Here is a 21,928-nt window from a genome sequence, read left to right on the forward strand (position 1 = left end):
CGTATGGCACGGAAATTGCGTGTACAGATGCCAGGGTTAACCTATCACATTACTTCTCGCTGCATAGAGTGGCGAAATATGTTAGAAGAAGAGTACTTTAAAGCCTGTTTTGTGGAAATTTTACGCAAAGCAAAAGAAAAATACCCGTTTAAGCTTATTGCCTACTGTATTATGGACAATCACATCCATTTAGTTATTCACACGGTAGATGATGGAGCACCTATAGGGCGCATTATGCAGTATATAAAAGCACGGTTTGCAGAATTGTATAATAAGGTAACCGGAAGAACTGGACCATTCTGGAATGAGCGGTATAAAGATAGCATTATACAATTTGCCCGTGATGGGTTTCACTATTTGTTGTGGTTGTTGTGGTATTTAGCGTATAATCCGGTACGGAAAAACCTATGCTCTGACCCCACCACATACACTTACAGCAGCATAAAGGCATATTTACAGGAAGATGCTGATGTAGGAGTGCCAATAGATTACCATGACTATTTTAAAGAGTTGGGGAAAACATTTACCGAAAGGATAAAAAGATTTATGCACTATGACGAGATATACCGCAAGCGCTATTCCATTGCCGGGTGGGTATAGAAAAAGGGGTCAGAGCCTATTTATTTTCAAAATTACCACTCATTGTACACCGGGTAATGAGCAATGGTTGTATGAGCTTTAAAAACTCTGCCTCAGTAAGTTCTTTTTTTGGCATTTTGAAGGTTTCAGTTAAAGCATAACAGGCAAGCTCATACGTATGCACACCACTACCGCGAGGTGGTTGTGGACCACCGTATCCGGCAAAGCCAAATGTGTTTATCATTTCAATAGCATCTGGCGGCATTGCTTTTAGCGATGCACCTTCTGGTATTTCAGTGGTATGTGCAGGAATGTTGATAACCAACCAGTGCACCCAATTGCGTGCCATTGGATGACGGTCAACAAAAGCTATTGCCAGGGAACGAGCTTCTTTGGGAACATCGCCAATAGCAATATGTGGTGATACATTCATACCGCCTGCTATAGCTTTCATTGCATATTTTACAGGAATGGATCCACCATTAGTAAACGAGCGGGATGTAATATTCATGGCTTCCTCCAATACTATGTATTTTTATAAAAATTATATAAGACAGAATATGAATAGTCAAGAGTAAATTTTTTTTCACAATTAATATGGGGTTTTAATTCAATAACAATAATAAATTAAATGTCTGTGTATTATGTCAAAACATGCGATTACACTTTTTTATTAGGTTCAACATCAATGATTGCAAATATCGTTGCGGGTGCAGTGCTCATCTCCATGAACGCATATACAATTGGCGATACAGTAGGGGATGTAGTTGAAAAAAACATTGCGCATTATAAGAATTAAAACTATTAAAAATTTGAAGGGGCCGGCGCCTTTGTATTGAAGACAATCCTTGATGATTTTTATGTAAGCTATGAGTTGCATTGCTGTACGGTTAAGTCGGGGATCATGGCGCGCATCTATTTGCAGCTATATCAGAATATCCAGGATAAATGTAACGAAACGGGTTTTTTAAATACTACCACCGCATTATGCCGCTGTACAGGATGGAAATGCATCAACTATACCTGCCAACTATCTGCCTGAAACGTATGAGGCTCCTCCCTTTGTGCTAAAAATTATTGAAAAACTTTCAAAAGGCAGTGGCAAATGATAAAAGCTTCATGACTGCATTTTGTTTACACGTTTCAATGCTATCTGGTGTTGGTGTGCGTACTATAGTTTCTACAAGTTTCATGTCATGGATAATCAGACTATAGTAGTACCAGTCCCCACAAAGTTTTGCTACACTTTTCACTTTGTCATAAAATTCTGGTGAATTTACTCTGCAGCAAAATGTGTTACAGATTGATCCCATAAAAAGGCTTCGATAATCAAATGAATTGCAGTATGGATAGAGCAAACATCCAATTGTGGTATATGATGTATCGGTGTATGCAACAAAAGGGCATTGTGTGGCATGGGGGTCATGTGGGGGTAATGTTATGAGCGATAGTTCCTGAAAGCAGGCTTTCAGTGTGGCAGTGAGGTCATTGCTACAAGAAAGCATGTTGCTAAAACACTGCAGCCGCCTTCTGAAAAGTGTATCTATTTCATTATATGATCCTCTATAGTTGTGGCTCCCACAACACAACGCACACGAAGCATTAAATCCTGGTTGACATGCATAATTATGTGGAGTATACATAAATCAATTATTCGATTGTTATCGTATGGTGCTGTATTACACAAAGTATACCTCGATAATTGTAGTGTATACATTTATTTATTGTTTTTAACTAAAGTTAAAACGTGAGTTATACATAATTCTATTTCAGGGGAGATATATATAATGAAAGGCCAGTATTTTTCAACTACATTTGGTCCCATGTACTATCGCACCAAAGATGGGGATGCCAATATTCATCTTGTATGTATACATGGTGCAGGTGGGGATTCACGGCTATTTATCCCATTGATGAATGAAATAAAAAATATAACAGTACATGCTGTTGATCTTCCTGCTCATGGAAAATCTAAGGTTCAAGAATGCTCATTGGACATATATGTACAGGCAATGTTACAATTTATAACGTCTTTGCAGGGTAATGTTTTTGTGCTTGGCCATTCAATGGGTGGTGGCATTATTTTTGAGCTGGTAAAACATGATGCACCGGTAAAAGGTGCACTGTTTCTGGCAACAGCCGGGACACTACCGGTAAATCCTGTTGTATTTGAACTGTTGGAAAAGGATTTTGATAGTTTATGCCGTCTGGCAGTTGACCTGAGCTATGGAAGTGCGGATGAAACCATGCGCACCACAGCAATTGAATATATGAAACAGGCGGGTATCAGCATATTAAAAAATGATTTTACAATCTGCAATAATTATAATTATGAAGAAGATGCTAAACATTTTAAACCAGCAGCCTGCTTTATAGCAAACAGAAAGGATAAAATGGTGCCATTGGATTTAACATACACCACGTTTAAAAAGATGCCTAATGCCATATTGCAGGTATTTCCATATAAGGGACATATGATGCACATTGAACAGCCTTCACAGGTAGCACGGTGCATTGAACAGTTTGTGGGGCTATTGCTTTAAAAAAATTTTTTATATTTTTTTAAAAATTTTTATGGGTAAAATAGTAAAAAATAGTATATATTGATTTGTGTATTCATAGTCGCTTCTTTGTTGATGTAAATTTAAAACTAACTATATCAGGAGGTTGTTATGAGTATCAAGGTTGCTATTAACGGTTTTGGCCGTATAGGACGAATGGTATTGCGAATAATAATGAGCGATCCAAAATATGCAGATATTGATGTTCGCTGTATTAATGATTTAACCGACGCTAAAACGCTAGCAGTGCTTTTCAAATATGATTCAGTATTTGGTATTTTTAATGGCACAGTGGAACATACCGATAATTCCATAATTGTCAATGGCAAAGAAATAAAGATCTTAGCTGAAAAAAATCCAGGCTCGCTGCCATGGAAGGCTGAAGGCATTGATGTAGTTGTTGAATCCACAGGTAAATTCCGTGATCGAGATAAAGTAATGCCGCATTTAGACGCAGGGGCAAAAAAAGTTATCATTACTGCACCGGCAAAGGGTGAGGATATTACCATAGTGCTTGGTGTAAATGAAGATAAATATGACCCATCCAAACATCATATTATTTCAAATGCGTCATGTACCACAAATTGTCTTGCTCCCGTAGTCAAGGTGCTTAACGATACTTTTGGTGTTGAAAAGGGTGTTATGACTACAGTTCACTCATATACCAATGACCAGCGTTTGCTTGATTTGCCACACTCTGATTTGCGCAGGGCGCGTGCTGCTGCACTTTCCATGATACCCACCACCACGGGTGCAGCAAAAGCAGTTGCGCTGGTACTGCCGGAATTAAAAGGCAAGTTGGATGGACTAGCAATTCGTGTTCCCACACCGGATGTATCGGTAGTGGATTTTGTGTGTACAGTCAAAACCAGTACCACCGCTGAGGATGTCAACAAGGCACTGCGTGAAGCAGCTAATGGAAAAATGAAAGGTATCTTGCAGGTCTGCGATGAAGAATTAGTGTCAATAGATTTTAAAGGCAATACCCACTCTTCAATTGTTGATGCTCCATCAACTGCTGTTATGGGTGGTAATATGATAAAGATACTGAGCTGGTATGATAATGAGTGGGGTTACTCATGCCGTGTTGTTGACTTAATCCAGTATTGCATGAAGTAAATGTAATCAAAAAATATACTGTGACACAAATGGGGGTGTCCCAAAACAAACAGTGGGGCTCTCAATGACGCGGGTGCAAAGTAATTGCGAGCGTAGCGCCTGTGCTGAGCCTGTCGAAGCGAAGCAATCTCTATACCGCAGAAAATGAGATTGCCACGCGCCTACGGCGCTCGCAACTATGGGATTGCTTCGTCACTTTGTTCCTCGCAATGACAGGAGGGCAAAAGTCATTGTAAAGAGATGTCTTGTGGGACACCCCCATTCTATTATGAATAGGTAAATTGTGATGTATACATATCATTATCTTACTAACAAATGATATGAAAATGAACGAAAGATTGTATTAGCTATTATTGTTATATGTTAATGAAAAAATATCACCCTGATACAGTTCAACACAAAATAGAGTATTAAAGACCATACAATAGTTTCAACAATTGCAGGAAGTGATGTTATTATCCAAACAACAAGTGCAACAATTGCCTTCATCGTTGTTGTAAAAAATCGCAACAAATAGCAAATACCTTTTTTTTATTACACATGCATCATTTACTTGACCGTAATTAATAATGACGGTGTTATTTTCATACAGACAACCATCATGAATAAAATATATGTTGCCAGTATAGTGTTGCATATATGTGTATCTCACTACTGTGACTGTATGAATAAACGTTCTTCTATAATGGTGTATGGTTTAAATAATTCTAAAGGAATTGAGCATTGTTTTACAGGTGTACAATAATTCTTGATATAGGTAATTGTCCATCTATACCCATGATATATCTGTATCAGTTGTATAATAATACACAGACTATAAGTGTCATGGGTATGCAATGAAACTATCACCAAAACTAAAAAAAATGAATAATACAATATAGCAGCTATTAGTGTGTAGGTAGTGTGCCAAAGTTGTATAGTGTAATAGTGTATGATGAAAGAACCCTGACGGCTTCATTGGTAAGTCCTCCATGAGTAATGTGATTGTTTTACCATTGTGTCATCCAATTAGAATATTTTCTGGCTTCTTTACTATACGGGAACTTCTAAAAAACTTTTTTTTTGTTGTTCCCTTGTGGGCACAATATAGAGGATCAAACCGCTTTTTTTTATTGCATCCGTTATGATGAAGTCAATTTTTAAAGGTGCCCATAAAAATATAAATGATGTAAACAATGCTATAACACTCATGAAAAATAATTAACCTACAAAAATTTTCTTTACTTTTATGCTTCTGGACATAGAATAGGATACACCTATGACATATAATGTTCCTGTGGAAAAATTTTCATTAGTATTCATGTATTAGGAAGATGTATTAAGAGGTGCTTTTCGTACACACTCTTAATGGAGATGATACTATAATTGAATAGAAGGATGGGCTATGAATACACAGCGAAAACAGATTTTTGCCGGTAACTGGAAAATGTATACTACCAAAACTGAAGCGGTGAATCTTACTATTGGAATCGCCGAAGGACTTTTGAGCACTGAAAGAGAAATTGTACTTTTTCCGCCTGCAGTTTATGGTACATGTGTTAAGGCTGCATGTGAGGGCACACCGATTAAGGTTGGTTTGCAGAATATGTACTATGAAAAGGAGGGAGCTTTTACCGGGGAACTATCGCCCCTGATGCTAAAAGATGTAGGGGCTGATTATGTACTCCTTGGCCATTCTGAACGAAGACACATCTTTGGTGAAACCGATGAGTTAATTCACAAAAAAGTTGTTTCGGCGATAGTTCATGGTATTGTCCCAATGTTGTGTATTGGGGAACTGCTGGAAGAGCGTGAAGCAGGTAAAACGGAAGCAATTGTGGAACATCAGATAAAAGTGGCTTTTGAAGGATTATCTGCGGAAGATGCACTGAAGGTGGTTATTGCCTATGAACCAGTTTGGGCAATAGGCACCGGCAAGGTTGCCACACCTGAGATAGCACAATCCATGCATGCTTTTATTAGAAAAATATTGCAGAAGCTGTATAATGATACCGTGGCACAGACTATCCCGGTGTTGTATGGTGGTTCAGTAAAACCGGATAATATTGCAGGGTTGTATGCAATGCCTGATATTGATGGAGTGCTGGTTGGTGGAGCAAGCCTTAAAGTGCAATCTTTTCTTGACATAATAAATGTAACAGTGTAGATAGGCAAAAACAGTTATATTTGTGAAAATTTAATCAATAGTTAAAGGTGTAATATGAGTATTCTTATCTCTATTGGAACAGTATTGTTTGTAATATTGTCAATACTGCTCATTATCATCATCCTGCTTCAATCAGATAAAAGCGCCGGGATGGGTATTTTAGGTGGGTCCAGTAACACAGCCTTTGGTTCTTCAACTGCTGATATTATTACCAAAATTACTACCGTTATGGTTGCTCTTTTTATGGTAGGTTCGTTGGGGCTTTCAGTTGTAGAATCATACAGAGCGCGCAGCCTGGAAAAGGACCTTTTGAGTGAAGAAAAGTCAGGTGGTGTTATTGAGCAAAAGGCTTTAGAAAAACCTCAAGAACAATCCCAGCAGCCAAAATAAATTGCGTATGGATATCCTTTGTAGTATAATGCAATAAATATCTAAAACCAATGGAGGAACCTATGGCAAAAGAAGTGTATGTTGATCAGAGCGAATGTACAGGATGCGAGCTTTGTGTTGATACGTTGCCAGAAGTCTTTGAAATGACGCCTGATGGTGTGAGCAAAGTTAAAAATTCTAAAGGTGCATCAGAGGATAAAATTCAGGAAGTTATAGATAGCTGTCCGGCTGAGTGTATCCACTGGAAAGACTGACAGGCTACATTATATACATTAAATTTTAACCATACCTACAAGGCATATTCATGCAATATGCCTTTCAATGTTTATAGAAGTACGGGTTGGGCAATTATTGAAAGCGTAAAGGAGTAAACGTAACAATGGGAAGAAATTATTTATTCACATCTGAATCTGTTTCGGAAGGGCATCCGGATAAGGTTGCCGATCAGATTTCTGATGCCATTTTAGATGAGCACATAAAGGGCGATCCATACTCACGAGTTGCCTGTGAAACGCTGGTTACCACCAACCGTGTTGTCATTTCAGGGGAGATTACCTCCGCGGTAACTGTTGACTATGAAGGAATAGCACGAAGGGTTATTGCTGAAATTGGCTATACATCGCCAGAAATTGGATTTGATGCAAAAAATTGTATAGTAGAAGTATTTATACATCCACAATCCCCTGATATTTCGCAGGGTGTTACTGAAGGCCAGGGGCTTTTTAAGGAACAGGGTGCTGGCGACCAGGGAATGATGTTTGGGTATGCAGTTGCTGAAACCGATGAATTGATGCCCATGCCCATTTTATATGCTCACCGCCTTGTCAAACGATTGGCTGAAATCCGCAAAAAAGGTGAGGTAAACTTTCTGCGCCCTGATGGCAAGTCGCAGGTCACCGTTGAGTATGAAAACGATAAGCCAAAACGCATAAGTGCAATAGTCATTTCAACACAGCATGATGGTGCAGTCACATTACCCACACTGGAAGAAATGGTCCGTGAGCTTGTTATAAAAAAGGTAATCCCTGCTCATCTGTGGGATAGCAATACTAAAATATATGTCAATCCCACTGGGCGCTTTGAAGTAGGTGGGCCTCATGGGGATACCGGCTTAACGGGAAGAAAGATTATTGTCGATAGTTACGGTGGAATGGGAAGGCATGGTGGCGGAGCATTCTCAGGCAAGGACCCGTCAAAAGTGGACCGCTCTGCTGCATATATGGGACGCTACATTGCCAAGAATATCGTAGCTGCGGGGCTTGCATACCGATGTGAATTGCAGGTGGCCTACGCTATTGGTGTTGCGGACCCCGTATCGGTGATGGTTGATACATTTGGTACTCATACCATCCCGGAAGAAGAAATTGAAAAAAGAATAAAAAGTGTATTTAACTTAAAACCAAAATCCATTATTCAAACCCTTGATCTGCTTAAACCAAAGTATAAAGCAACAGCAGCATACGGACACTTTGGCCGCAATGAATCTGGGTTTACCTGGGAAGACACTAAGGTAGCAGCCCAGTTACGGTAAAGCAGCATTTAATTTTAAAAATTTGAAGAGTATAAAAGGGGGGTGTCCCAAAAGGCACCCCCTTTGTTATTAATTTTACCCTTATGTCATTGCGAGGAACGAAGTGACGAAGCAATCCCATAGTTGCGAGCGCAGTAGGCGCGTGGCAATCTCATCTTCTGTGGCATTGAGATTGCTTCGCTTCGACAGGCTCAGCACAGGCGCTACGCTCGCAATGATTTTGCACCCGCGATATTCAGAACTCCCGGTTTGTTTTGAGACCCCCTTTTTTTGTGATTAAAATATTTTTAAAAAATTTCAAAAAAACACTTGACAGTATATATAAAGTATATATATATAAAGTATATAGTTAAAATTTAATATTTGTGAAGGATATTTGCATGTCAATAAAATATGCTATTCTTGGTCTACTTCATTATACTGATATGCATGGTTATCGCATAAAAGACCATATAGAAAAGAATTTTGGACACATGTGGACAATCAATTTTGGGCAGATATATACCAGTTTAAAAGATCTGGAAGAAAGCGGATTAATTGAAGTTACGGAAATTGTCCCCTCTGATGATGGTGGGCCTCATAAAAAGTGCTATCGCATAACAGAAGAAGGAAAAAAAGATTTTGCACAGTGGCTGCATTCATCACCTGAAAAGCAGATGCTGCTGCGCGACCCTTTTTTATTGCGTTTTGCTTTTTTTGGATTTGGAGATTCTGATCGCGCTGTGGAGATAATAGATGAACAAATAGCTATGTATGAAGACCAGTTAAAAAGAAGAATGCAAAACCTTTCACGATGGCGCAAACAAAGTGTGTATGTCAGATTAATTGCTGATCTTGGAGTCAAGTTCAATGAAATATACCTGGAATGGTTAAAACAGGCAAAAGAAGAGATAATAAAAGAAAATGGGGGGATGCTGGTAAAAAAGTCATAATATAAAATTTCAGTTATCGTAGCATGGGGGAAAGTATGATACGCTATGATGGGATTACGCTGGTTACTGGTGCTGCAGGATTTATGGGAAGCCACCTTGTTGAATATCTGGTTAAACAGGGTGTTAAAGTGCGTGCAACATCACGTCCTCGCAAAGATACTTCATTTTTTGATAATTTAGGCGTTGAGTTTGTTCCTTCAGATTTGACTAAACCCGAAACATTGCCAAAACTTTTTGAAGGTAATGTTGACAGGATTTTTCATCTTGGTGCTATCTGCAATTTTTCAACACCCTATGAAGTTCTGTATCATACCAATGTTGAAGGTGTTGACAGGATAACCACACTGGCACTTGACCATAAAGTTAAATGTTATGTTCATGTGGGTTCAACAAGTGTGTATGGTTATTATAAAGGTGTTCCGTTTTCTGAAGACAGTCCGCGTGAACCTCAGGATGCGTATGGCAGAAGCAAGCGAGATGGAGAAAATATAGTCTGGGGAAAAATTAAACAGGGGCTTCCAGCAATCATTACACGACCATGTACAGTATATGGTCCACGCTGCAACGATGGAGCCGGCAAGGTTTTTTCACGACCAACCAAAATTGGTGCAATTCCTGGCAATGGCAGGCAGTTATTGTCAAATGTACGGGCAGAAGATGTAGCAGCTGCAGTGGTGCATCTATCGCTGCGGGAAGAATCCATAGGGCAGGCATATAATATTTCAGACGATTCACATCCAACAGTTGAAGAAGCACTATGTTTAGCAGCAAAGGTTTTTGAAACAACACCACCACGCATTCACATGCCATTATCTATTATCAAATTAGCTGCAAGAATTGATGGTTATTTTTCAGCCAGGAAAGGTAAAATACCCGATCTGGAGTATGATGCTGTTAAATATCTTTATAATGATTATGTTGTGGATAATTCAAAATTAAAATCTACCGGGTTCAAGTTTCAATACCCGGATTTTAAAGAATCAATGGAACAAATGGGGGCATGGTATAAATCCCAAAAAATCAAATAAAGATTCAAATGGAATAATATAAATCATAAGGGAACTTCTAATAGCTGTTTTTTTGGATGTTCTTTGTGTGCACATATATAAGGTAAAACCGCTTTCTTTATATGGATATTTAAGGAAGAAAGCAGTTTTTAGAGGTGCCCATAATTATTAAATTGGAGGAACGTATATGAGTGATGTTATAGTAATAACCGGTATTGCTGATGGTATGGGAAGAGAGGTGGCTAAAATGCTTGTCAAAGAAGGCCACTGTGTTGCTGGTTTTGATAAAGATACAGAATTACTCAATTCACTTGGCAAAGAACTGGAATCCATAGATAAAGATAAGGTTTACTTAGAGGATTTTGATATTACCGATAGAAAGCGCATATTAACATTCCGTGATAAGGTTTTAGAAAAATTTAAAAAAGTGGATACGGTTCTTTCCAATGTTGGTATTGGGTTTTTTGGCCCTTTTGAAGAAATTGATTTAGAAAAGGCGCTGAAATGTTTTGAAATCAATGTAATAGGGGCTGCAGCAATCTTTAAAGCATTTATTCCCTATATGCGGGGTTGGAAAAGAGGGAAGTTAATTGCCATGTCGTCTCTGGTAGGAAGAATACCTTTCCCGTTTGAATCAATTTATACTGCAACAAAATTTGCCTTAACAGGGCTTATTGAATCTATACGGTATGAAGTTGAACCTTTTGGCATAAAAGTGGCAATCATTGAACCCGCGCAGGTGTCAACACGATTTGCAGCAAAAATTCATGTGCTATCGCCATTTAATTCACCGTATTTTGACCGGGTAAAACGGTTTATTAATAGGGATAATGAATTAATCAAAACAGCACCCAACCCTGAATTTGCTGCAAAAAAAATTTATAACGTAGTGATGGCAAAAAATCCCAAGCTTTACAACCAGATAGATTTTAAAAGCACATTTTTCCTGTGGCTGAATAATTTTTTGCCTGTAAAGTTAAGAGACATTATCCTGATAAACTACATGGATATCAAACCACGATAGCCAGAGTAGTTTTATAGATGGTCTTTGAGTATCTTGAATGCAGTTTTTAAAGTGTATACTATGATGCACTGGTAAGTGAAAGGGAGGTAATGGTATGGAAACATTACGGAAAATAGTACCTCATTATGATGATTTTGAAAGAGTTAATACCTTGCGATGGAGAATTATTAATGCTCCACAGGAAGTTTGTATTGAACGGGCACGATATTTGACACAATCCATGAAGCTTAACTGGGAAAAACCTGCCATAACAAGGATGAGCCTGGCACTGGAACATATATTGAACAATATCGGTATTATCATTCGTGATGATGAGTTGATAGTTGGATGCAGAACATCAAAGTTGAAAGGTGCTCCGCTATTCCCTGAAAACAAGTCGCGATGGATTGAAGGCGATTGTGATAATTTTGATAAGCGCTTATTACAGAAAGCTTTGATTACACAGAAAGAAAAACAGGAACTATTGGCTGATATACTTCCCTTTTGGCATGGTAAAACAGTTGAAGATATTTTTGAAAGCCAATTACCCCAGGATGTTATGGAAGATATGGATAAATATATCTTTACCATGATGCTTGAGATAACCTACGGCATTGGCCACTTTACCATGAATTATTCTAAGGTTTTACAACTTGGTCTGAAAGGGATTATTTTGCAGCTAGAACAAAAGATACATGAGCTTGATGTACAGGACCAAACTAACGAAAAGTGGCTGCTGTATGATGCAATGATACGTTCATGCAAGGCAGCGATAGTATTTGCCAAACGATATGCAAAGAAAGCACGGGAAATGGCCAGTAAAACAAAAAGTCAAAAGCGTGCAGAGGAGTTACTTGAAATAGCACGTATTTGTGAAAAGGTGCCTGAATATCCTGCTGAAACATTTCATGAAGCTGTCCAATCGCTATATTTTATCCATCTGGTTACTCAGATTGAATCAGGAGGCAATTCGGTTTCAATTGGCAGGATTGACCAGATTTTATATCCATTTTTTGAAAAGGATATAAAATCAGGACGTATCACTCAGGATAAAGCTCGCGAGCTTATTTCATTGTTGTTTATCAAGATGAATGAAATCTGGAATGTTCTGGAGGAGGCTTATATCCCTGGTGGGGAAGGTGCAGAAGGTAAAACTACTCAGAATGTAACCGTAGGTGGTGTTGATAGGCACGGTAATGACGCTACCAATGAACTATCGTACATAGTTCTTGATGCATATGCTGATATACGGACGGTACAGCCTAATTTCAGTGTAAGGATTTCAAAGAAGACTCCTAAGGAATTTTTAACTAAAGCTGTTGAATATGCTCGTGATGGTGTGTTAATGCACTTTTTTAGTGATGAAACAGTTATTGAGACTCTGATAAAAGCCGGCCATTCCATTGAAGATGCCCGTGACTATGCCCTTGTTGGTTGTGTTGAACCAAATGCGCAGGGTAAATGTTTTGGTTCAACTTTTGCTGTTCAGTTCAGCGGTATCAAATGTTTGGAATTTGCTCTATCCAATGGTGTTGATAATATTTTTGGGTATAAAAGTGGAATTGAAACGGGCGACCCCATCACATTTCATACGTTTGATGATGTATGGAATGCGTATGACTGTCAGGTGAAACATTTTATGAATCAGATGGCTCGTGGCATGGAAATACTTGATAAAACTATTTCTGAACACGTACCTTCACCCTTTGCATCAGTGATGATTGATGGTTGTATAGAAAAAGGGAAGGATTTAACATCAGGCGGTGCCATCTATAATTCAACAGGAGTACAGCTTATTGGTTTTGCCAATATTGTTGATAGCCTGTATGGAGTAAAGAAGGCTGTTTATGATCAAAAGTACTGCAGTATAGGTGAGCTGGCACAATGGCTTTCTGATGACTGGCAGGATGTTGAGGACAAAAGAGTTTATTTTTATAGAAGAATACCAAAATTTGGAAATGACAATGATGAAGTTGATGGATTAGGAATTACGGTTCTGGAACATTTTTGTGATACAGTTAGTAGCCTCAAAAATTTCAGAGGAGGTACATTCTGGCCGGGTGTGTTTGTAGTAGGTTTTCATATAAGCTTTGGTGCATTTACTGGAGCTACGCCTGACGGTCGGCATGCAGGAGATGTTTTGGGTAATGGATTAACCCCTACAACGGGAAATGCAATTTCAGGTCCCACTGCCATAATGAACTCCATAACAAAGCTTCCGTTAACAAAGATATATAATGGTGCCAATCTCAATATGCGATTCAATGGCAACAAAATATCAACAGAACATCTATCTTACCTGATTGAAACATATTTTGCAAAAGGCGGAATGCAGGTTCAATTTAATATGGTTGATTCAAAAATTTTACGTGATGCACAGAAAAATCCGGAAAAATACAGGGATTTATTTGTCCGCGTCAGCGGTTATTCGGCTGAATTTGTAGGACTATCGGAGATAGCTCAAGAGGAAATAATCAGTCGCACTGAATTTGAGTATAAACCATAAGAAATACATATATTGATTTTATTGGAGGAAAGTATGAGTAAAATAATGACCACACAGGAAGCAATCACTAAATTTGTTAATGATGGTGATTTTCTTTTTATTGGTGGTTACATATGCAGGCCGCCATTTGCTGCTATACATGAAATTATACGCCAGAAGAAAAAAGATTTAACGGTTGTTCGTAGTAATACTGCTGATGATTTTGACATGCTCATAGGTGCAGGTTGTGTAAAGCGGTTTATTTGTACATTTATTTCACTGGGCTTGTATGGCCTTGCACGATGTTTCAGACGTTCAATAGAAAAAGGTATCCCCCACAAAATTGAGATCGAAGAATATACTAATTTATCATTACCATTGATGCTTATGGCAGGTGCACTGGGCATGCCGTTTGTGCCTGTAAAGGATATGGTGGGTACTGATTTAATGAAGATAAAATCATTTATGGGTGATAACAAGTATAAATTTATTGATTCACCGTTTGATGGGAGCCCGGTAATGCTGGTACCAGCACTCAATCCAGATGTTGCAATAATTCATGTTCAGCAGGCAGATGAAGAAGGCAATGCCCAGATGTGGGGTATTGGTGGTGATTGTAAATGGGGAGCCAATGCAGCTAAAAAGGTAATAGTAAGCTGTGAAAGGATAGTAAGCCGTGAGGTTGTTGGGAAGGATCCTTCAAGAACCATTGTTCCCGGGTTTAAAGTTGTTGCAGTGACTGAAGAACCTTTTGGGGCTCATCCGGGTTATACGCCAGGATTCTATGATGTGGATTTTTCATTTGGATATCTTTATCAGCAAGCATCAAATACTGTAGAAGGCTTTCAGGCATTTCTTGATGAATGGGTATTTGGTGTTAATAACAGGACTGAGTATATCAATCACTACATACAGAAGTTTGGCTATGAGCAATTTAAAAAACTCTGGGCCAAATTTGATTACAGTTACCCCGTATCATATGCATATTAAAGGAGGTTTGCCATGTCAGAACATCCAAATGATTATATTAAACCAGAATTAATGGCCTGCTGCGGTGCGCGTGAAATACAGGATGGAGATATTGTCATAGTAGGTACAGGGTTTCCGACAATGGCAGCAAATATTGCTCGATATACGCACGCTCCTAATGCAAAGCTCATGCAGGAGTCAGGTGTATATGATGCGCGGCCACTGAGGCCTGCTTTATCGGTAGGTGATCCATGTCTTAATCCTGGTGCTGCAATGATTGGGGGGCTTGTTGATGTAATGGGTATGTTTCTTCAGGGTGGCTGGATAGATGTTGGATTTCTTGCGGGAAGTCAGGTGGATAAATATGGCAATATAAATACAACAGTCATTGGTGACTACAATGCGCCAAAAAGCAGACTCCCGGGATCTGGTGGGGCAAACCCAATAGGCTCGCTGGCCAAAAAAGTGCTTATTATATCACTCCATGATACCCGTCATATGGCTGAAAAGGTTGATTTTATTACAACACCAGGGTATATAGATGGCCCCGGTTCCCGTGAAAAGTGGGGCTTGCCTGCCAATACCGGTCCTTCTGTTATTATTACCAATAAAGCAGTGCTGCGTTTTGATAAAACGACTAAAGTGGCATATTTGGAGAGCTATCATCCTGATACAAGTGTGGATGAAGTGGTCAAGCTTACTCCCTGGAAACTGGAGGTCAGTGATGACGTTCATGAAACAGAACCACCTCGTGCTGAAGAATTGAAAGCACTCCGTGAAATACTGGATCCATTTAGGATGATCAAAATTTATGAAAAGCGTGGATACGTATAGGCAAATAAAAAATATTTGGATGTATAAAAGGAGGAAAGTATGGAATATACAAAAATGCTTTCAGACTTCTGCGCAAAGCTTACATATAATGACATTCCTGAGCAGGTAATCTATAAAGCAAAACTGTGTCTTCTAGATTATATTGCCAATGTATATGGTTCTTTAGAGATAGAAGCTGTTAAACACATCATTGATTTTATCATGTCAATTACTGGGAAAAATACATCAACAATTTTAGGAATTAAAAAAAAGACTGATTTACTGAGTGCTGCATTTATCAATGGGACAACAGCTGAAGCTATTGAAGCTCAGGATGGTCTGAGATTTGGAGGCAATCACCCTGTTTGTGCGGTTATGCCTGCAGCACTGGCTATTGGTGAAAAATATAAAAAAGATGGAAAAAGTGTTCTTACAGCAATCATTGCTGGCTATGAGGTTGCAAATAGGGCTGCAGCTTCAGTGCATCCGTTCCATACCCTTTCAGGTTTTTTGCCAACAGGAACGTGCGGTACTTTTGGGGCAGCAACGACTGCTGGCAAATTAATGAAGCTTGATGAACATGGTATGCTCAATGCGATAGGCAATGCCGGATATATTGTTCCTCTTTCAATGGCTGAACATTTAATGGGTGGGTATACCATTAAGATTGTACAGGGAGGACAGGCTGCTAGCGCAGGAATTATGGCTGCAGGCCTTGCAGCTCATGGTATTACGGGATTCCCAAAAGTTTTTGAAGGGTCAGAGCTTAAAGGTGGCTTTACTCAAATTACCAGCAAAGCAGAACCAAAGCCTGAAAGGCTTATTGATAAGCTGGGTGAACATTTTACGATTATGGATATTTATATTAAACCGTATACAGGATGCCGGCATACTCACGGGGCAGTGCAGGGAACATTAGGACTAATACAGGAAAATAATTTTAAGCCCGATGATGTGGATTCTATTCTTGTGGAAACATATGGGATTGCTGAACTGGCTGTGGGAAAGCATATTACTAGCAATAGCAGTTTTGTTGCAGCGCAGTTTTCTATTCCTTTTACTGTGAGTGTCTGTATATTTGATGGTGATTTAGGGCCAGCTCAGATTACAGAAAAACGTATAAGTGATAGTACATTAATTGAATTTTCAAAAAAAGTAACAGTCAAAGCTGCTGACGATCTGAATGCTATGTATCCCGACAAAACTGCAAGCCGTGTTACAATAAAACTAATTAATGGACAAATCATTCAAAAACAGGTTGATATTCCCAAAGGTGACCCGCGTGATCCTATGGATGTGGAAGATATTAAGCAAAAAATTAAACGGTTTACAAAACGTAGAAAGATAGATGCTGATGCATTGGCTGAGATGGTTATGAATATTGAAAAAATAAAGGATATAAATGAGCTTATTAAAATTATTTAATTACAGATAAAATTTTAGCCCGGGGGTATTATACATGGATTTTAGCTATAGTGAAGAGCAACAGATGCTGATTAAACTTATTCATGATTTAGGTGAAAGGGAAAAGTTCAAAGATTTAGCAAGGGAAATTGATAAGACGTGCCAGTTTCCTTTTCAATTAATTTCAAAATTTGCTGAGCTTGGCCTTTTGGGCATGACACTTTCTCCAGAATATGGCGGGGGAGGACAGCCTTTGTTAAATGCCATAATTGCAATAGAAGAGCTGGCAAAATATAGCCCTATGATTGCAGCTCCGGTTTTTGAATCAAATGTTGGCCCTATCAAAGCTATTGATATTCTTGGGAGTGAAGAGCAGAAGAAGAAATTAATTCCTGGCGTTTGTAAGGGTGAATACAGTGTGTCTGTGTGTATGACTGAGCCAGAAGCGGGATCAGATTTAACTGCTTTGAGGACAAATGCTTTAGAAGATAGCGATAGTTATGTTCTTAATGGCCGGAAAGCATTTATTACAGGTGGTGGTCATGCAACGCATTACCTGGTATACACTCGTTTTGATAATATTAAAGGGTATAAAGGTATTGGCAGTTTGATAGTGGAAAAAGGAATGGAAGGATTTAGTTTTGGCAAGCAGGAAGTTTATATGGGTTTACATGGAATGCCTTCGTGTGATTTGTTTTTTGATAATGTCAGAGTGCCAAAAGAAAATGTTGTATTAAAACCGGGTGAGTTTAACAGGCTTATGGCAACTTTTCATATTGAGAGATGTGGAAATGCTGCTATGTGCTTGGGGATTGCTGGTGGTGCACTGGCTGAAGCAAAAAAATATGCCATGGAACGTGAAGCGTTTGGCAGGCCAATATGTGAGTTTCAAGCAATACAGTTTATGACTGTCGATATGGCAATGAAGCTTGATGCAGCCAGGTTACTGGTGTACAGAGCAGCTACCAATGCCGGTGGAGGACTGCCGTCAATTTATGAAGCATCACTTGCAAAAGCGTATGCCAATGAAATGGTTGTTGATGTTACTAATACGGCAATGCAAATCTTTGGTGGATATGGCTACAGCACAGAATTCCCTGTTGAAAGAATGTACAGGGATGCAAAGGCATGGGGTGTTGCCGGCGGCACAATCCAGATGTTGAAGATTGGAATAGCAAGTATGTTATATGGGCGTCGCTTTGATCAGAGAAAATAATTTATGGTGATTAGTGGCAAGCAATAAAAGAATTCTAAATTTTTTTAATTATACAGGGAGGAAGCTATGGGAAAGTATTACAAAGACACAGAGGAGTTGTATACAATATATGGGTATTTTCTGGATAATATTTTAAAAGACCCTAAAATTGGTTCAAAGCTTGCAAGAGCAGGTATTGTCATAAAATTTATTTATACTGATCCTGATGCTGAGATAACAATAGATTTAAAAAATCCTCCAAAAAAAGAGGGTTATTATGGTACTTTTTATTTGGGCAAATGTGATATTGAAGCTGATGTGTGGTCATCGCAACCTGCTGATCATTCACACCGTTTCTGGCATGGATTGGAAAATCCAATAGCAGGGGTTGCAAAAGGAATTATAAAGCAGGGGGGAAAGGTTACAGCAATGCTGAAACTATTGCCGGTAATTAAACCAACGTTTCAGCAATTTCCCATAGTTCTTAAGGAAATGGGTAGAGAAGATCTGATAGTGACAAAGTGAGGCTGTCATGTATGGAAATACCGGGAAAGTAATACATATAAATTGTACAACAGGGAAAACCCAAATACTATCATTGGAAGAAGATGTATACAAAAAATTTATTGGTGGGAGTGGATTGGCTGCAAAGCTTTTCTGGGATTATGCTGATTTTGATGCAGCACCTTTTTCAGAAAAATCGGTGTTAATTTTTGCAAATGGCCCATTGGCAGGAATGCCATTGTCTGGAACTAGCAGAATGAGTGCCGTTGCACGATCACCTTTAACGGGGGCATTTGCTGAATCTTCATGTGGCGGATATTTCCCTCCTCAATTGCGATATGCAGGATATGATGGAATTATTATAACAGGAAAATGCACAATGCCATCTATCATTCATATTGCTCAGGGTTCTTTTAATATTATACCTTCAGAAGAGTTGTGGGGTAAAACAATTGATGAAGCATATTCTGCAATCAAGGAAAGATATGGAGGAAGAAGCAGAACTTTAATAATAGGTCCTGCCGGTGAAAATGGTGTTGCATATGCCTGTATACTCAGCGATGCACATCATGCATTTGGCAGGTGTGGATTGGGTGCCATAATGGGTTCAAAAAATATAAAAGCTATTGTGATTGAACCACATCAAACTATAATGAAATATTTTGAAGAACAAAAAGTAAAACGTCTTATTAAAGAACTTACTCCACGTATCAAGGAATATATCATTTCACAGGTTTTACATGAGTTTGGTTCTGCTGGAAATCTGGAGGGCCATATGTATACAGGAGATGTCCCGGTTAAAAACTGGACATCAAATTTTAATGAAGAAATGGCAGAAAAATTAACAGGGAGCACATTAACGGAAAAATATTTAACAAGGACTGGAACATGTGCATATTGTATCATAGCATGTAAAAGGATAGTAAAAGTTGATGAAGGGCCATATAGCTTACCTGAAGGTCCGGGACCGGAATATGAAACAGTGGCTGCATTAGGATGTTTACTTGGCTCTGAGGACCTTGCTGCGGTATGTAAAGCAGGAAGATTGTGTAATGAATTTGGCCTGGATACTATATCAACAGGAGCCACAATAGCATGGGCAATGGAGGCATTTGAAAGGGGAGATTTAACTGAAAAAGAAACTGGAGGGGTACCGCTCCAATGGGGTGATATGCACACTGTAATAAATACCATTATCCCATCAATTGCCAGAAAAGAAGGCCCTTTAGGACATTTACTTGCAAAAGGTAGCAAGGCAGCTGCAAAAACTATTGGTAGAAATTCAATTAACTATACAGCACAGTCAAAAGGTTTAGAAGCACCAATGCATGATCCACGTGGCGGAGGGCATGGGCATGCTTTAGCATATGCAGTCAGCCCACGAGGTGCCTGTCATGTATCCACGGCAATGCATTTTATGGAAACGGGAGCATGCAACTATCCTGAAATTGGGTTTGAATTTGATTTAGAAGCATTAACAGATGAAAAAAAGCCAGAAACCATGGTGCTGGCAACAGCTATAGGTTCTATAGAAAACAGTGCATGCTTTTGTCAGTATGCTGATCGTTCACTAACATTTGCTGAAATGGTTGGTATACTGAATGCTGTTACTGGGTATAATTATTCATTACAGGATGCACTTGACGCAGGATGGCGTATATATCATTTGAAACGACTCATCAATTATAGATTTGGTTTGAAGGCAGGTGATGATGCGTTGACAGATAGAATGCTGGAACCTGCACGTGATGGTGAGCCACAGGGTATCATGATTAATTTTGATGGTATGATACAGCATTTTTATGAACTTATGAATCTGGATAAAGTTGAAGGGATAGCAACAGTTGATACGTTACACAAATATGGGCTTGAACAGGAAGCTGCACTAGTATGGCAAAAGGGGAAATAGGAGTTATTGTTGAAGGTGTTGGTATTTTACGTAAAGAACTGTTTAAGCATACAGTGACTTTAGCGTGCGATGCACAGGTTAAAGATTTAGCAAAAAAAATAAAAATAAAAAAAAGTGTTCAGATAGCTTTCTTCAAAAATGGGAAACGGTTGAAGATGAATGGTAAACTACATGATGGAGATATCATAAAAGTTATTCCTCTTGTTTTTGGTGGTTAGATAATTATTCTTACAAAATTTTGATGAACGTTCCCCATGTTTTTAAGCAAAATATTTGACAATCCAATTATTCCAGCATACTAATAATGATATATTTTTTTGTACTGCTCACTTTTAGTGAATTATACTATACAGCATCATCACGGGGGTTTGCCATGAAAAAGATCATTATAATAATAGCCATTGTACTTATAGGTATTATTGCAGTTTACCTTTTCTTACGAACCGGATTGCCTGATTACTCCACAGATATTAATGCACCAGGGCTATCGGCACCAGTAACCATAGAAAGAAACAGCTTTGCCGTACCAACTATCACTGCGCAAAATAAAGAAGATCTTTTTTTTGCATGGGGCTTTGTCAATGCCCAGGACAGATTATTTCAGATGGAGTTCACACGGCGAATTGCTCAGGGGCGAATTAGCGAGTTTGCAGGAGCGGATGCACTGAGCAAGGATTACTTTTTGCGAGGGGTTGGCTTTTATGAAAGGGCAAAGGCCTATGCACAGAAACTATCGCCCTATTATAAAAAAATATACCAGCGCTATGTAGATGGTGTTAACCATTATCTTGATACTCATGGCCCCAATGTGTACATGAAACTTTTAGTCATGAAAAAAGAAAAGTGGGAGATAGCTGATTCCATTTGTGTTGGGATGATGCTGAACTGGAGCCTGGCCTACAATATGAAATATGAGCTGTTGTATCATAAGATTTTTCAGAAATTGGGCAGGGAAAAGGGAAGTATGCTTCTTAACTTTACACCACCTGATACTCCAACGGTTGTGGGAGATAGTTCAAAAGAGTGGCTTTTGGATTTGCAATTTGCATCACTGATAAAAGAGATGGGCTGGCTTTTAGGTTGCCGGTCAGCATCCAACAACTGGGCAGTTGCACCACAACTGACTGCAAATAAGAAAGCAATTTTATGCAGTGATATGCAGGTACATCAGTCAAAGATGCCAAATGATTTTTATCTGATTCATGTTAAGGCCGGGGATTTTGAAGTTGCTGGCGCTCAGGTTGTGGGATTGCCGTTTGTTGCTTCGGGTTACAATAAACACTGTGCATGGGGGCTTACCAATCAGGGAGCGGATATGGTGGATTTGTTTAAAGAAACTATCGATTGGAAAAATGAACGGTATAAATATAATGGAAAGTGG

Annotated in this window: 21 protein-coding genes; 19 read left to right on the forward strand and 2 right to left on the reverse strand. The window is 38.9% G+C overall.

Features of this window, described 5'->3' with window-relative positions:
• Window positions 1-600: transposase (locus AB1444_13275; protein ID MEW6527620.1), on the forward strand; the 600-nt coding region annotated here is incomplete at its 5' end.
• Between the two features lie 16 nt (window positions 601-616).
• Here the strand turns inward: AB1444_13275 and AB1444_13280 are convergent.
• Both AB1444_13280 and AB1444_13285 read right to left on the reverse strand, forming a co-directional pair.
• Window positions 617-1,090 (reverse strand): YbhB/YbcL family Raf kinase inhibitor-like protein, encoded by a 474-nt coding sequence (locus AB1444_13280; GenBank protein ID MEW6527621.1) that lies wholly within the window; start codon window positions 1,088-1,090, stop codon window positions 617-619.
• 577 nt (window positions 1,091-1,667) lie between these two features.
• A complete protein-coding gene (locus AB1444_13285) occupies window positions 1,668-2,222 on the reverse strand; it encodes a hypothetical protein (GenBank protein ID MEW6527622.1) in 555 nt (184 codons plus the stop codon).
• Between the two features lie 144 nt (window positions 2,223-2,366).
• Here AB1444_13285 and AB1444_13290 point away from each other — a divergent pair, with 144 nt between their 5' ends.
• From AB1444_13290 to AB1444_13375, 18 genes are all read left to right on the forward strand, one after another.
• The gene (locus AB1444_13290; protein MEW6527623.1) at window positions 2,367-3,122 is read left to right on the forward strand and encodes an alpha/beta hydrolase; all 756 of its coding nucleotides are present in this window, start codon (window positions 2,367-2,369) and stop codon (window positions 3,120-3,122) included.
• A gap of 129 nt (window positions 3,123-3,251) precedes the next feature.
• The gene (gene gap, locus AB1444_13295) at window positions 3,252-4,259 is read left to right on the forward strand and encodes a type I glyceraldehyde-3-phosphate dehydrogenase (protein ID MEW6527624.1); all 1,008 of its coding nucleotides are present in this window, start codon (window positions 3,252-3,254) and stop codon (window positions 4,257-4,259) included.
• A 1,384-nt stretch (window positions 4,260-5,643) separates the two neighbouring features.
• Window positions 5,644-6,405, forward strand: a complete 762-nt coding sequence (gene tpiA / locus AB1444_13300; GenBank protein MEW6527625.1) for a triose-phosphate isomerase — start codon at window positions 5,644-5,646, stop codon at window positions 6,403-6,405.
• Between the two features lie 54 nt (window positions 6,406-6,459).
• Entirely contained in the window at window positions 6,460-6,795 is a 336-nt protein-coding gene (secG, locus tag AB1444_13305; protein MEW6527626.1) for a preprotein translocase subunit SecG, read from the forward strand.
• A 62-nt stretch (window positions 6,796-6,857) separates the two neighbouring features.
• Entirely contained in the window at window positions 6,858-7,049 is a 192-nt protein-coding gene (locus AB1444_13310; GenBank protein MEW6527627.1) for a ferredoxin, read from the forward strand.
• A 125-nt stretch (window positions 7,050-7,174) separates the two neighbouring features.
• Window positions 7,175-8,326 carry a methionine adenosyltransferase gene (gene metK / locus AB1444_13315; protein ID MEW6527628.1) on the forward strand — a complete coding sequence of 384 codons (1,152 nt, stop codon included), beginning with the start codon at window positions 7,175-7,177 and terminating at the stop codon, window positions 8,324-8,326.
• 380 nt (window positions 8,327-8,706) lie between these two features.
• The gene (locus tag AB1444_13320) at window positions 8,707-9,258 is read left to right on the forward strand and encodes a PadR family transcriptional regulator (GenBank protein ID MEW6527629.1); all 552 of its coding nucleotides are present in this window, start codon (window positions 8,707-8,709) and stop codon (window positions 9,256-9,258) included.
• Between the two features lie 35 nt (window positions 9,259-9,293).
• Entirely contained in the window at window positions 9,294-10,286 is a 993-nt protein-coding gene (locus tag AB1444_13325) for an NAD-dependent epimerase/dehydratase family protein (GenBank protein ID MEW6527630.1), read from the forward strand.
• A 166-nt stretch (window positions 10,287-10,452) separates the two neighbouring features.
• Window positions 10,453-11,289, forward strand: a complete 837-nt coding sequence (locus tag AB1444_13330) for an SDR family NAD(P)-dependent oxidoreductase (protein MEW6527631.1) — start codon at window positions 10,453-10,455, stop codon at window positions 11,287-11,289.
• Window positions 11,290-11,383: 94 nt separating this feature from the next.
• Window positions 11,384-13,774: a formate C-acetyltransferase/glycerol dehydratase family glycyl radical enzyme gene (locus tag AB1444_13335; GenBank protein MEW6527632.1), complete on the forward strand. Its 2,391-nt coding sequence runs from the start codon at window positions 11,384-11,386 to the stop codon at window positions 13,772-13,774.
• A gap of 33 nt (window positions 13,775-13,807) precedes the next feature.
• Complete coding sequence (locus AB1444_13340) at window positions 13,808-14,743, forward strand: CoA-transferase (GenBank protein ID MEW6527633.1); 936 nt, start codon at window positions 13,808-13,810, stop codon at window positions 14,741-14,743.
• A 12-nt stretch (window positions 14,744-14,755) separates the two neighbouring features.
• Complete coding sequence (locus AB1444_13345; GenBank protein MEW6527634.1) at window positions 14,756-15,556, forward strand: CoA-transferase; 801 nt, start codon at window positions 14,756-14,758, stop codon at window positions 15,554-15,556.
• 39 nt (window positions 15,557-15,595) lie between these two features.
• Entirely contained in the window at window positions 15,596-16,960 is a 1,365-nt protein-coding gene (locus tag AB1444_13350; GenBank protein MEW6527635.1) for an MmgE/PrpD family protein, read from the forward strand.
• Window positions 16,961-16,994: 34 nt separating this feature from the next.
• Complete coding sequence (locus AB1444_13355) at window positions 16,995-18,155, forward strand: acyl-CoA dehydrogenase family protein (protein ID MEW6527636.1); 1,161 nt, start codon at window positions 16,995-16,997, stop codon at window positions 18,153-18,155.
• A 66-nt stretch (window positions 18,156-18,221) separates the two neighbouring features.
• Window positions 18,222-18,659 carry a hypothetical protein gene (locus tag AB1444_13360; GenBank protein MEW6527637.1) on the forward strand — a complete coding sequence of 146 codons (438 nt, stop codon included), beginning with the start codon at window positions 18,222-18,224 and terminating at the stop codon, window positions 18,657-18,659.
• Window positions 18,660-18,666: 7 nt separating this feature from the next.
• Window positions 18,667-20,547, forward strand: a complete 1,881-nt coding sequence (locus tag AB1444_13365) for an aldehyde ferredoxin oxidoreductase family protein (protein ID MEW6527638.1) — start codon at window positions 18,667-18,669, stop codon at window positions 20,545-20,547.
• Entirely contained in the window at window positions 20,529-20,765 is a 237-nt protein-coding gene (locus AB1444_13370; protein MEW6527639.1) for a MoaD/ThiS family protein, read from the forward strand. Before AB1444_13365 ends, AB1444_13370 begins: the two co-directional genes overlap by 19 nt.
• Window positions 20,766-20,920: 155 nt before the next feature.
• The coding region (locus tag AB1444_13375; protein MEW6527640.1) for a penicillin acylase family protein at window positions 20,921-21,928 on the forward strand (1,008 nt) is incomplete at its 3' end.

Source organism: Spirochaetota bacterium (assembly GCA_040756435.1).
Taxonomy (GTDB): Bacteria; Spirochaetota; UBA4802; order UBA4802; family UB4802; genus UBA4802.